The 13,932-nt window shown below is 54.2% G+C and carries 9 protein-coding genes; 5 read left to right on the forward strand and 4 right to left on the reverse strand.

Annotation, left to right across the window (positions count from 1 at the left end; all coding sequences use genetic code 11):
• Nucleotides 1-13: 13 nt before the first annotated feature.
• Nucleotides 14-664: a response regulator transcription factor RcsB gene (rcsB, locus tag RW65_RS20730; RefSeq protein WP_039058737.1), complete on the forward strand. Its 651-nt coding sequence runs from the start codon at nt 14-16 to the stop codon at nt 662-664.
• Nucleotides 665-701: 37 nt separating this feature from the next.
• Here rcsB and rcsC read toward each other — a convergent pair whose 3' ends face one another.
• Both rcsC and gyrA read right to left on the reverse strand, forming a co-directional pair.
• Nucleotides 702-3,545 (reverse strand): two-component system sensor histidine kinase RcsC, encoded by a 2,844-nt coding sequence (gene rcsC, locus RW65_RS20735; RefSeq protein WP_039058738.1) that lies wholly within the window; start codon nt 3,543-3,545, stop codon nt 702-704.
• A gap of 111 nt (nt 3,546-3,656) precedes the next feature.
• Nucleotides 3,657-6,293, reverse strand: a complete 2,637-nt coding sequence (gyrA, locus tag RW65_RS20740; protein WP_039058739.1) for a DNA topoisomerase (ATP-hydrolyzing) subunit A — start codon at nt 6,291-6,293, stop codon at nt 3,657-3,659.
• A 158-nt stretch (nt 6,294-6,451) separates the two neighbouring features.
• Here gyrA and ubiG point away from each other — a divergent pair, with 158 nt between their 5' ends.
• From ubiG to yfaE, 4 genes are all read left to right on the forward strand, one after another.
• Nucleotides 6,452-7,180 carry a bifunctional 2-polyprenyl-6-hydroxyphenol methylase/3-demethylubiquinol 3-O-methyltransferase UbiG gene (gene ubiG / locus RW65_RS20745; RefSeq protein ID WP_039058740.1) on the forward strand — a complete coding sequence of 243 codons (729 nt, stop codon included), beginning with the start codon at nt 6,452-6,454 and terminating at the stop codon, nt 7,178-7,180.
• 345 nt (nt 7,181-7,525) lie between these two features.
• On the forward strand, nt 7,526-9,811 hold the full coding sequence (gene nrdA / locus RW65_RS20750; RefSeq protein ID WP_039058741.1) for a class 1a ribonucleoside-diphosphate reductase subunit alpha: 2,286 nt from the start codon (nt 7,526-7,528) through the stop codon (nt 9,809-9,811).
• Nucleotides 9,812-9,863: 52 nt separating this feature from the next.
• Entirely contained in the window at nt 9,864-10,994 is a 1,131-nt protein-coding gene (gene nrdB / locus RW65_RS20755; RefSeq protein ID WP_039058742.1) for a class Ia ribonucleoside-diphosphate reductase subunit beta, read from the forward strand.
• Nucleotides 10,994-11,248 (forward strand): class I ribonucleotide reductase maintenance protein YfaE, encoded by a 255-nt coding sequence (gene yfaE, locus RW65_RS20760; protein WP_039058743.1) that lies wholly within the window; start codon nt 10,994-10,996, stop codon nt 11,246-11,248. The genes nrdB and yfaE overlap by 1 nt, the downstream gene beginning before the upstream one ends.
• A gap of 35 nt (nt 11,249-11,283) precedes the next feature.
• Here the strand turns inward: yfaE and glpQ are convergent, their stop codons facing one another.
• Both glpQ and glpT read right to left on the reverse strand, forming a co-directional pair.
• The gene (gene glpQ / locus RW65_RS20765; RefSeq protein WP_039058744.1) at nt 11,284-12,351 is read right to left on the reverse strand and encodes a glycerophosphodiester phosphodiesterase; all 1,068 of its coding nucleotides are present in this window, start codon (nt 12,349-12,351) and stop codon (nt 11,284-11,286) included.
• Nucleotides 12,352-12,362: 11 nt separating this feature from the next.
• The gene (gene glpT / locus RW65_RS20770) at nt 12,363-13,715 is read right to left on the reverse strand and encodes a glycerol-3-phosphate transporter (protein ID WP_039058745.1); all 1,353 of its coding nucleotides are present in this window, start codon (nt 13,713-13,715) and stop codon (nt 12,363-12,365) included.
• Between the last annotated feature and the right edge of the window lie 217 nt (nt 13,716-13,932).

Genomic DNA, 13,932 nt, shown 5'->3' on the forward strand with positions numbered 1-13,932 from the left:
GGTAGCCTAATACATGAACAATATGAACGTAATTATTGCCGATGACCATCCGATTGTACTGTTCGGTATTCGCAAGTCACTCGAACAAATCGAATGGGTTAACGTTGTCGGTGAATTTGAAGACTCTACAGCGCTGATAAACAACCTGCCGAAACTTGAGGCAAACGTATTGATAACCGATCTGTCAATGCCGGGCGACAAATACGGCGATGGCATTACGCTTATCAAATACATTAAACGTCACTTCCCGACGCTGTCGATTATTGTTCTGACCATGAACAATAACCCGGCGATCCTGAGCGCGGTGCTGGATCTCGATATCGAAGGCATTGTGTTGAAACAGGGCGCACCGACAGACCTGCCGAAAGCGCTGGCGGCACTGCAGAAAGGGAAGAAGTTTACCCCGGAAAGCGTCTCCCGACTGCTGGAAAAAATCAGCGCGGGCGGTTACGGCGACAAACGCCTGTCACCGAAAGAGAGCGAAGTACTGCGTCTCTTCGCTGAAGGTTTCCTGGTAACCGAAATTGCCAAGAAGCTGAACCGCAGCATCAAAACCATCAGTAGCCAGAAGAAATCAGCAATGATGAAACTGGGTGTTGATAACGATATTGCCCTGCTGAACTACCTCTCGTCAGTGACCCTGACGCAAACGGATAAAGATTAATCCCGCAACCCCGGCAACCGCCGGGGTTCTTTTTTGCTTAACTGCGGCTGTTGCGTACCCGCGCGGCATAGGCCGCCAGCGTTTGTTTCAGCACATCCAGCGTCACCGGCTTCGACAAACAGCTGTCCATGCCCGACTCCAGACAGCGCTGCTTCTCTTCCGCCAGCGCGTTAGCCGTCACGCCAATCACCGGCAGCGTCAGCCCTAACTGACGAATACGCTGCGTCAGACGATAACCGTCCATATTCGGCATGTTGACGTCACTGAGCACAATATCGATAGGATTCTTGCTGAGTACATTGAGCGCATCTACGCCGTCATTGGCGGTTTTGCACTGATACCCCAGCGATCCCAACTGATCCGCCAGCAGGCGGCGGTTGATCGGGTGATCGTCGACCACCAGGATCATCATATCGTCATTACGGGTTTCACGGGCCTCAACCGGCTGAACATTGACCGCTTGCGGCTCGACAACCTGCACGCGATAAATCCGTCCCAGCAGCGTCAGCAGATCGTGCGGCGAGGCAACGCTGTGTAACCACTCTCCCGGCGCGCGCTCAACGGGGATACCGATATGGCGACGGCAGAAAATAATCACTGCACGACCGGTCCACGGCTGCGCGAGGTCATCATCGGTAATCAGCGTATCCTGGTTGCCCAGCGCGCGCCCATCGTACTGCTGAACCTGGATGCCGTTCCACTGCAGCAGCTTCTCCAGATAGCCCGATAGCCACGCATTGCGTACCGCCAGCCAGCAGGTCGTTTCCGCCAGTCCATCGACTTCAGCGCGAACAGGGGGCGCTGCGCCATAAAGGGGAATACGAATGGTGAACTGGCTCCCCATACCCGGTTCCGTATCGACCGAGATATCGCCGTCCATCATGTTGACGAGTTTTTCACAAATCGCCAGACCCAGCCCGGTACCCTGGAAATTACGCTGCACGCCGGTGCCCACCTGGAAGAAAGGATCGAACAAGCGCACCACTTCCTTACCCGGGATGCCAACACCGGTATCGCGCACGCGGATACTGAGGTAATCCTCATCGCGATGCACATGCAGCACGATACAGCCGATATCGGTGAACTTGATCGCGTTGCTTAACAGATTGGAGATAACCTGCTGTAAGCGCATCGGATCGCCGTTCAGCGCCAGCGGCACATCGGGTTCAATAAAGCAGTACAGCCCGAGCTGTTTGCGCACCACCAGCGGCAGATAGTTGGCGGTGATATGGCTCATCACTTCGCGGGGAGAGAATTCACGCGGCTCGATTTTCAACTGCTCAGATTCAATTTTCGAGAAGTCGAGGATGTCGCTTATGATTTTCAGCAGCAGGCTGGAGGAGTTGTTCATCGCGGTGACCAGCCTGTCGACCCCTTTCGGCAGCTCTTTGGTTTGCAGCAGATCGAGGTTACCGATAATGCCGTACAGCGGAGTACGTAGCTCATGGCTGACGGTAGCGAGGAACATCGATTTCGACTGGCTTGCCTGCTCCGCCGCCTGGGCCATCTCCTGCAACGACTCTTCCATTTTCACGCGGGCAGAGACATCCACCAGCACGCAAATCGCCACGTTTTCATTGCGATAGCGTGAATGGACAAAGCTGATTTGCAGATTGGTATTATTGCTGGTCAACACATCGACAAAATTGACCTGCTGCCCGCAGATGATTTGCGTCAGCCGCTGCCGGTCTTCATGCGTCAGCATATTGAGATAGTTGTGCGCCAGCTCATTACTGAGAATGTTGGTTCCGTCCTGGGTGCGCAAGATACAGATCCCCACCGGCGCAGAGGCAACGATTTTACGGTTGAACTGCTCATGCTCTTCCAGCCGCTGGGCATCGTTCTCCGCCGGAATAAAGATCCGTCGCTCATACATGCGCGCCAGGGTAAACAGCGCCACGCCGACCAGCACATTTAGCAGCACGGCGTTGAGGATCAGCATGCGAATACGTTCCAGCACCATATCTACCGGAACCGAATACACTACGCTCAGGGACGACGGCGGTAGGGTCTTTTTCAGGATCAGCTCACGGAAACCCGACGTGTAGCCAAACCATGAACGCTCCTGCATCCATCGCGGATCGACGGCAATAGCGCTATCCTGAGCGGTCAACGAGACCAGCGAATGGCCGTTATCATCGATAATGGTCACCCCCATCGGCAGGCTGCCGGGGGTAAAGAAGTTTTCCATGCGGATCGACTGCTCGGTGCCGAGCATCGCTTGCAGGCGATTACCGAGGTAAACCGGCGTCAGCGCATAAAAGTAACCGATTCCCGGACGCGGGCCCTGGGTCATCCAGTAGAGATTATTACTGCGCTCGTCCTGCGGTGCATTGCGGAATTTAACGATGCGTTCATGCAGGCTTTTCAGCGTGTCGTCACGCTCGACCGGCAGATCGCGCAGACCAAAATCGGCCATACAGAGATTGTCACTGCCGATCAAAAACACGCGATTGAGATCGTAGGCCGCAGAGAAATTATCCCGCCAGTAGCGCATAAACCACGCCAGCGACTCCAGCGAACCACGCCATGAGCTGCCCATGGCAGAACAATCAGAATCGGGAAATAGCGGTAAAAATGTCGGCACTTCGGTTTTATCGTCGCGGCTACGCGACGTGAGAATGCCGTTTTCCGCCGTCAGGCGATTTTCAGCGATGTACTTCAGCTCTTTCATCACATCGGAGGTACGCTGAATATAGCGCTGCGCCTGGTCAGAACTGAGATTGAATTCCTTGCGAATTTCCGACTCTTTATCATGCAAGGCGTTAACGATATAAAAGACGGAAAATAGGGTAATTAACAGCCAGAGCAATAGCGCCAGCGCCCTGAATAAATAACGGGAGACTTTCAGGGTACTGCGAAACGAGACGAGGTATTTCAACCGGAGAAACTCCGCCACAAGGAAGTTAAAAAAGAGTGTGATTAAAGTAGCGATAAATCGCTAAGGCCGCAAGGCAATGAAAAAGGGCCGGAAACCGGCCCTCGTTACGCGTTACTCGGCGTCGTCGTCCGCCACGTCGTCGTCGGTGTCGACTTCCGGTGCGATGTCATCGTCACCTTCCGCCACGCTGCCGTCGATGGAATCAAGCTCTTCATCATCCACCGGCTCAGCAACACGCTGCAGACCCACCACGTTTTCATCTTCCGCTGTACGGATCAGAATTACGCCCTGGGTATTACGCCCTACCACGCTGATTTCAGATACCCGCGTACGCACCAGCGTACCGGCATCGGTGATCATCATGATCTGGTCGCTATCAGCAACCTGCACCGCGCCCACCACCGAACCGTTACGCTCGGTCACTTTGATGGAGATAACGCCCTGGGTACCACGGGATTTGGTCGGGTACTCGGTTTCTGCGGTACGTTTACCGTAGCCGTTCTGCGTCACCGTCAGGATAGCGCCTTCACCGCGAGGAACGATCAGCGAAACCACGCTGTCGTTTTCCGCAAGCCGAATGCCGCGTACGCCGGTCGCGGTACGACCCATCGCACGCACGGCGCCTTCTTTAAAGCGCACAACTTTGCCGGCGGCGGAGAAGAGCATCACTTCATCGCTGCCCGAGGTCAGATCGACGCCAATCAGCTCATCGCCTTCGTTAAGGTTAACGGCAATAATCCCGGCAGAGCGCGGACGGCTGAACTCCGTCAGCGCCGTTTTCTTCACCGTACCGCTGGCGGTCGCCATAAAGACGTTGACGCCCTCTTCGTACACGCGGACCGGCAGAATCGCGGTAATACGCTCATCCTGCTCCAGCGGCAGCAGGTTGACGATCGGACGACCACGCGCGCCACGGCTCGCTTCCGGCAGTTGGTAAACCTTCATCCAGTACAGGCGACCACGGCTGGAGAAGCAGAGGATCGTGTCATGGGTGTTGGCCACCAGCAGGCGGTCAATAAAGTCTTCTTCTTTGATGCGCGCGGCCGATTTACCTTTACCACCGCGACGCTGGGCTTCGTAATCGGTCAGCGGCTGATACTTCACATAGCCCTGATGCGACAACGTCACCACAACATCTTCCTGGTTGATCAGGTCTTCGATGTTGATATCGGCGGTATTCGCGGTAATTTCGGTGCGACGCGCGTCGCCAAACTGTTCGCGAACCAGTTCAAGCTCTTCGCGGATCACTTCCATCAGACGCTCAGCGCTGCCGAGGATATGCAGCAGCTCGGCAATCTGCTCCAGCAGCTCTTTGTACTCGTCGAGCAGTTTTTCATGCTCAAGGCCGGTCAGTTTCTGCAAACGCAGATCCAGAATCGCCTGCGCCTGCTGTTCCGTCAGATAGTATTTACCGTCGCGGATACCGAATTCCGGCTCCAGCCACTCCGGACGCGCGGCGTCATCGCCCGCACGCTCCAGCATGGCCGCCACGCTGCCCAGATCCCACGCCTGCGCGATCAGACCCGCTTTCGCTTCCGCCGGCGTTGGCGCGCGGCGAATCAGCTCAATAATCGGATCGATGTTCGCCAGCGCAATCGCCAGCGCTTCGAGGATATGCGCGCGGTCACGGGCTTTACGCAGTTCGAAAATGGTACGACGGGTCACCACTTCACGGCGGTGGCGCACAAACGCGGCCAGAATATCTTTCAGCGGCATGATCTTCGGCTGACCATGGTGCAGGGCAACCATGTTGATACCGAAGGAGACCTGCAGCTGCGTCTGGGAGTAGAGGTTGTTCAGCACCACTTCGCCCACGGCATCGCGTTTGACTTCAATCACGATGCGCATGCCGTCTTTATCGGACTCATCGCGCAGGGCGCTGATGCCTTCGACGCGTTTTTCTTTCACCAGCTCGGCAATTTTCTCGATCAGGCGCGCTTTGTTCACCTGGTACGGAATTTCATGCACGATGATGGTTTCACGACCGGTTTTCGCGTCAGCTTCCACTTCCGCGCGCGCGCGAATATAGATCTTGCCGCGACCGGTGCGATAGGCTTCTTCGATGCCGCGACGACCGTTGATAATCGCCGCCGTCGGGAAGTCCGGCCCCGGAATGTGCTCCATCAGCCCTTCAATGGTGATGTCTTCATTGTCGATATAGGCCAGGCAACCGTTGATCACTTCCGTTAGGTTATGGGGCGGAATGTTGGTCGCCATACCCACCGCGATACCGGACGAACCGTTGACCAGCAGGTTCGGGATCTTGGTCGGCATAACGTCAGGAATGCGTTCAGTGCCGTCGTAGTTATCGACGTAATCAACGGTCTCTTTTTCCAGATCGGCCATCAATTCATGGGCAATCTTCGCCAGGCGGATTTCCGTATAACGCATCGCCGCCGCGGAGTCGCCATCGATAGAACCGAAGTTGCCTTGACCATCGACCAGCATGTAACGCAGCGAGAACGGCTGCGCCATACGGACAATGGTGTCATACACTGCGGAATCACCATGGGGATGGTACTTACCGATTACGTCACCAACGACACGGGCTGATTTTTTGTAGGCTTTATTCCAGTCATTGCCCAATACGTTCATGGCGTAAAGTACGCGACGGTGAACCGGTTTCAGGCCATCTCGGACGTCCGGAAGCGCACGGCCAACAATGACCGACATCGCATAATCCAGATAGGAGCTCTTAAGCTCTTCCTCAATGTTAACCGGTGTAATTTCTCTCGCAAGGTCGCTCATCTAACCGCTATCCCTCTACTGTATCCCGGATTCAAAGGTCGCAAATTATAACACAACCGCTTAGAGAGAGGTAAACCTATAACACCCCGGTAAAGGTTTATTCATGCCGTTGGCCTGATATACTCAGCGGTCTTATTGATAGAGGAGTTATTGCGCCGATGAATGCCGAAAAAACGCCGCTTACGCAGAATGTGGATCATGCTGAAATCGCCAAATTTGAGGCGGTCGCCTCACGCTGGTGGGATAAAGAAGGCGAGTTTAAACCCCTGCACCGCATTAACCCGCTGCGTCTGGGCTATATTGGCGAACACGCGGGCGGCCTGTTCGGTAAGAAAGTCCTCGATGTCGGCTGCGGCGGCGGCATTCTGGCCGAAAGCATGGCGCAGGAAGGCGCAGACGTTACCGGGCTGGATATGGGCTTTGAGCCGCTGCAGGTGGCGCGCCTGCATGCGCTGGAATCCGGCGTACAGGTGAATTACGTACAGGAAACCGTTGAAGAGCACGCGGCGAAACAGGCGCAGCAGTATGATGTGGTGACCTGTATGGAGATGCTGGAGCATGTTCCGGATCCGCAATCGGTGGTGAAAGCCTGCGCGCAGCTGGTTAAGCCCGGCGGTCACGTCTTTTTCTCCACCATTAACCGTAACGGTAAAGCCTGGCTGATGGCGGTGATCGGTGCGGAATATGTCCTGCGCTTAGTGCCAAAAGGCACCCATGACGTGAAGAAATTTATTAAACCTGCGGAGCTGTTAAGCTGGGTCGACGAGACGGGGTTACAGGAGCAGCACATTACCGGGCTCCATTTTAACCCGCTATTGAACAAATTTACCTTAGGGCCGGGCGTGGATGTGAATTATATGTTACATACCACGGCAAAAAACGACTAAGGTCATGCGTTAAAGTTATAAAAGATTGCGCAGGGTCAAACCGCGCAATCGCCTTTCTCGATGAAGAAATCAGCACTCGATCAAAATTTGATTTTTTTTCTTAGATTATTGACATGCCCGCCAGGCCTTACAGCATGAGGAGTTAGGTAATCTTACCAGGTTGCAACCTCAATTTAACCTCAAAATCAACTCTTGTACTGAAAAGAATCCTTACTAGAATACTCACCATATAGCGTTTATCTTATCGCAAACCCCCTATATATAGTATTCACCCATAAAGCTAAACACAGCAACGAGATGTGGGTATATGGGGGGATATTTTCTATTTCACGGACAGGTAATCACATGAATCAGAGTCTGCTGGTGACAAAGCGTGATGGTGGCACTGAGCGCATCAATCTCGACAAAATTCATCGGGTGCTGGATTGGGCCGCAGAGGGGCTGAGCAATGTTTCCATTTCTCAGGTTGAGCTGCGTTCACACATTCAGTTCTATGACGGTATCAAAACGTCAGATATCCACGAGACCATTATCAAGGCCGCCGCGGATCTGATCTCCCGCGAAGCGCCGGACTACCAGTACCTGGCGGCGCGCCTGGCGATTTTCCACCTGCGTAAAAAAGCCTACGGCCAGTTTGAACCCCCTGCTCTGTTTGATCATGTGAAGAAAATGATTGAGCTGGGTAAATACGATCATCATCTGCTGGAAGACTATACGGAAGAAGAGTTCCAGCAGATGGACGGTTTTATCGACCACTGGCGCGATATGAACTTCTCCTACGCTGCGGTGAAGCAGCTGGAAGGCAAATACCTGGTGCAGAACCGCGTCACCGGTGAAATCTACGAAAGCGCACAGTTCCTCTATATTCTGGTGGCCGCCTGCCTGTTCTCCGGTTATCCGCGTGAAACCCGTCTGGACTACGTAAAGCGTTTTTATGACGCCGTCTCGACGTTCAAAATTTCCCTGCCGACGCCGATTATGTCCGGCGTACGCACGCCGACCCGTCAGTTCAGCTCCTGCGTACTGATTGAGTGTGGCGACAGCCTGGATTCTATTAACGCTACCTCCAGCGCGATTGTGAAATACGTTTCCCAGCGCGCCGGTATCGGTATTAACGCCGGTCGCATTCGTGCACTGGGTAGCCCGATCCGTGGCGGCGAAGCGTTCCACACCGGTTGTATCCCGTTCTACAAACACTTCCAGACGGCGGTGAAATCCTGCTCGCAGGGCGGCGTGCGCGGCGGTGCGGCGACGCTGTTCTACCCGATGTGGCATCTGGAAGTGGAAAGCCTGCTGGTGTTGAAAAACAACCGTGGCGTAGAAGGCAACCGCGTGCGTCACATGGACTACGGCGTACAGATCAACAAACTGATGTATACCCGTCTGCTGAAAGGGGAAGATATCACCCTGTTCAGCCCGTCCGACGTGCCTGGCCTGTACGATGCCTTCTTTGCTAATCAGGACGAGTTTGAACGTCTGTATACGCAGTATGAAAAAGACGACAGCATCCGCAAACAGCGTATTAAAGCGGTGGAACTGTTCTCGCTGATGATGCAGGAACGTGCCTCTACCGGCCGTATCTACATTCAGAACGTCGATCACTGCAATACCCACAGCCCGTTCGACCCGATGGTTGCGCCGGTGCGCCAGTCTAACCTGTGCCTCGAAATCGCTCTGCCGACCAAGCCGCTGAACGATGTTAACGACGAAAGCGGTGAAATCGCTCTCTGTACGCTGTCTGCCTTTAACCTTGGGGCGATTAAAAACCTCGACGAGCTGGAAGAGCTGGCGACGCTGGCGGTGCGTGCCCTTGATGCCCTGCTGGATTATCAGGATTACCCGATCCCGGCGGCGAAACGCGGCGCAATGGGCCGTCGTACGCTGGGTATTGGCGTGATTAACTTTGCTTACTGGTTGGCGAAGAACGGTAAACGTTACTCCGACGGCAGCGCCAATAACCTGACGCACCAGACCTTCGAAGCTATTCAGTACTGGCTGCTGAAAGCCTCTAACGAGCTGGCGAAAGAGCAAGGCGCGTGCCCGTGGTTTAACGAAACGACCTACTCGCAGGGTATTTTGCCGATCGACACCTACAAGAAAGATCTCGACGGCATCACCAACGAGCCGCTGCATTACGACTGGGAAGCGCTGCGCGAGTCGATCAAAACCCACGGCCTGCGTAACTCTACGCTTTCCGCGCTGATGCCGTCAGAGACCTCTTCGCAGATCTCTAACGCCACGAACGGTATTGAGCCGCCGCGCGGACATGTGAGCATCAAAGCGTCGAAAGATGGCATCCTGCGTCAGGTAGTGCCGGATTACGAACAGCTGAAAAATGCCTATGAACTGCTGTGGGAGATGCCGAATAACGACGGTTACCTGCAACTGGTCGGCATTATGCAGAAGTTTATCGATCAGTCGATTTCGGCGAATACCAACTACGATCCGACCCGTTTCCCGTCGGGTAAAGTCCCGATGCAGCAATTGTTGAAAGACTTGCTCACCGCCTACAAGTTTGGTGTGAAAACGCTGTACTATCAGAACACCCGCGATGGAGCGGAAGATGCGCAGGATGACATGGCACCTTCTATCCAGGACGATGGCTGCGAAAGCGGCGCATGTAAGATCTAACTAAGGGGCGGGGAAACCCGCCCTTTTTTTCGCAAGACAGGACACTCACTCCATGGCATACACCACATTTTCACAGACGAAAAACGATCAGTTGCAAGAACCGATGTTCTTCGGCCAGCCGGTAAACGTGGCGCGCTACGATCAGCAAAAATATGACATCTTCGAAAAGCTGATTGAGAAACAACTCTCCTTCTTCTGGCGTCCGGAAGAGGTTGACGTTTCCCGCGACCGTATCGATTTCCAGGCGCTGCCGGAACACGAAAAGCACATCTTTATCAGCAACCTGAAATACCAGACGCTGCTGGATTCTATTCAGGGTCGCAGCCCGAACGTAGCGCTGCTGCCGCTAATCTCCATCCCGGAACTGGAAACCTGGGTTGAAACCTGGGCGTTTTCAGAAACTATCCACTCACGCTCTTATACTCATATCATTCGCAATATCGTTAACGATCCGGCGGTGGTATTTGACGATATCGTCACCAATGAGCAGATCCTCAAGCGTGCGGACGGTATTTCGCGCTTCTACGATGAGCTGATCGAAATGACCAGCTACTGGCATCTGCTCGGCGAAGGCACGCATAACGTCAACGGTAAAACCGTGACCGTCAGCCTGCGCGAGCTGAAGAAGAAGCTCTATCTGTGTCTGATGAGCGTTAACGCGCTGGAAGCAATCCGCTTCTATGTCAGCTTCGCCTGCTCTTTCGCTTTCGCCGAGCGCGAACTGATGGAAGGCAACGCCAAAATTATTCGCCTGATTGCCCGCGACGAAGCCCTGCATCTGACGGGTACCCAGCATATGCTGAACCTGCTGCGCTCCGGCGTCGATGATGCGGAAATGGCCGAGATTGCCGAAGAGTGCAAACAGGAGTGCTACGACCTGTTTGTGCAGGCGGCGCTGCAGGAAAAAGAGTGGGCGGAATACCTGTTCCAGGGCGGTTCGATGATTGGCCTGAACAAAGATATTCTCTGCCAGTACGTGGAGTACATCACCAATATCCGCATGCAGGCGGTCGGGCTGGATCTGCCGTTCCAGACCCGTTCCAACCCGATTCCGTGGATCAATACCTGGCTGGTTTCCGATAACGTGCAGGTTGCGCCGCAGGAAGTGGAAGTGAGCTCCTATCTGGTCGGTCAGATTGACTCTGAAGTCGATACCGACGATCTGAGCAACTTCCAGCTCTGATGAGCCGCGTAACGCTAAGCCTTTCCGGCACGCACGTACAGTGCCGGGATGAGCACCCTTCCCTGCTGGTGGCGCTCGAATCGCATCAGGTGGAAGTTGAATATCAGTGCCGGGCCGGATATTGCGGCTCCTGCCGCTGCCGTCTGGTAGCAGGCCAGGTCGACTGGATTGCCGAGCCGCTGGCCTTTATCAACGAAGGGGAAATTTTGCCCTGCTGCTGCCGGGCGAAAGGCGATATCGAAATCGAGATGTAAAAAAGGGCCTGTACTGGCCCTTTTGTTTTTACTCTTTATTCAGATTTATTCAGAAACCGCACCGCTTTGTCGGGGAAGTCGGTAAACAATCCCTCAACGTCCGCCTGCTGATACAGCACCTTATACAGCTGATTGACATCGCTGGCATACGGCGGAAGCTGATCGGCGCGCACGGTAAACGGATGCACCTGCAAATGGCTGGCATGGGCTTCTTTCACCATCGGCGTGAGCTTCACATTGCCCGGTTTCGAGCCTTCGGCTACCAGCATATGGTAATCGGGACCAATGCCATCGGCGTACTGGGCGATTTGCTTCATCGCGCCTGGTTCAAACATCCAGTCATAGCTGTAGTTGACCCATTTGCCGTCCGGCTGCTTCTGCTGGGTTTCATTCCATTTGGTATAGGCAATCAGCTGCACCAGTTTGAGATCCATCCCCATTTTCGGTTCAAGCTCATTTTTGATCCGCTTGAGTTCGGCGGCGTCAAAGCATTGCAGATAGACCTTGTCCTGCTTGCTGGTGTAGCCGTACTTTTTCAGCACTTCCAGCGTTTTCGCCGCAATGTCTTTGCCTTCCTGATGGTGGAACCACGGTGCTTTAATCTCCGGGTAGATACCGATATTTTTGCCCGTCGAGTGGTTCAGCCCCTGCACAAACTCGATCTCGTCTTCGAAAGTGTGAATACGGAAATCGGATTTACCCATCGGGAAACGCCCCGGATAAACCTGGGTTTTCTTGCCGTTTTCCACGTCGAAGCCTTCAGTGAACTTCAGCGAGCGGATCTCATCCAGCGTAAAGTCGATGGCATAGTAACGCCCGTCTTTGCGCGCGCGCTGCGGGAAGCGCTCGGCGACATCCGTTACCCGGTCGAGATAGTGATCGTGCAGGACAACCAAATGGTCATCTTTGGTCATCACCAGATCTTGTTCCAGATAATCTGCCCCCTGCGCATAGGCCATCGCTTTCGCCGGTAAGGTATGTTCCGGCAGATAGCCGCTGGCACCGCGGTGGGCGATAACGATTTTATCGCTGGCCAGCGCCTGGCTGCTTAACGCGCCTGCCAGCAGCAGGCTCAGGGTAATGCGACTGAAAGTGCTTTTCATCTACTGTCTCCTTAGTGACGACGCGCCTGCATTTCCGCATGGTGACGCTTCTCGCCTATCATCACGATAATCAGCAGTAAAACGGCGAGGATGCTGCCGCCAATCATCACCATAAAGCCACCGTCCCAGCCGAAGAAATCGACGGTATAGCCGACAATGGCGCTGGCGGCGACGGAGCCGCCAAGATAACCAAACAGGCCGGTAAAGCCCGCTGCGGTACCCGCTGCTTTTTTCGGTGCCAGCTCCAGCGCATGCAGACCGATCAGCATGACCGGGCCGTAGATTAAAAAGCCGATTACGATCATACAGGCCATATCAACGTGGGGTTGCCCCGGCGGGTTCAGCCAGTACACGATTGTCGCAATGGTCACCAGCGTCATAAAGAACACCCCAGTGGCACCGCGATTGCCGCGAAAGACCTTATCCGACATCCAGCCACACAGCAGCGTGCCCGGAATCCCCGCATATTCATACAGGAAATAGGCCCACGAGGATTTATCCAGCGCGAAGTGTTTGACCTCTTTCAGGTAGGTTGGCGACCAGTCAAGAATGCCGTAACGCAGCAGGTAGACAAAGACGTTCGCCACCGCGATGTACCACAGCAGTTTGTTAGGCAGGATGTACTGCATGAAGATCTGTTTGGCCGTCAGTTCCTGTTCATGCTTTTCGTTGTAGTCATCCGGGTAGTCGTTTTTGTACTCTTCAATCGGCGGCAGGCCGCAGGATTGCGGGGTGTCGCGCATCAGCGCAAAGGCAATAATCGCCACCACGATCGCGCCAAACGCCGGCATATACAGCGCCGCATGCCAGTCGTTAAACCACGCCATCCCCAGCAGGAACAGCAGTGGAGGAATACCGCCGCCAACGTTATGGGCACAGTTCCACACCGACACAATGCTGCCGCGCTCTTTTTGCGACCACCAGTGAACCATGGTGCGCCCGCACGGCGGCCAGCCCATTCCCTGGAACCAGCCGCACAGGAACAGCAACACAAACATCACCATGATGCTGGAGGTGGCCCAGGGCACAAAGCCCATAAACAGCATCACCGCCGCCGCCAGAATTAACCCGGCGGGCAGGAAAACGCGCGGATTAGAGCGATCCGACACCGAGCCCATAATGAATTTCGAGAAACCGTAGGCAATGGAGATCCCGGACAACGCGAAACCGAGATCGCCACGGGAAAAACCTTGTTCAACTAAATAGGGCATCGCCAGCGCAAAGTTTTTGCGCACCAGATAGTAGGCGGCATAACCGAAGAAGATGCCGAGGAAAATTTGCCAGCGTAATCGACGGTATAAGGGATCAACTTGCGCGTCGGGTACACGCGGCTTGTGGGGGGAAGGTCTAAAAATACTCAACATAACGGCCTCCGTGGCGCGGTAAAACTCATATCTTTTTATTTAATGAGTGAAAACGAACATAACTCGAGGTATTCGCGGCGGATTGTAGTGAAAGTTTTAACCAGAGCAAATGAGTTGTCGCATACATTGTTACAGAAATATGACAAATGTCTAACTTCGCGCATGAAAGCGCGTTTCATTTTCGTTTTTTGCTCGAATATGCGCGATATCAAACAAA

This window comes from Enterobacter sp. Bisph1 (genome assembly GCF_000814905.1).
GTDB lineage: Bacteria > Pseudomonadota > Gammaproteobacteria > Enterobacterales > Enterobacteriaceae > Kosakonia.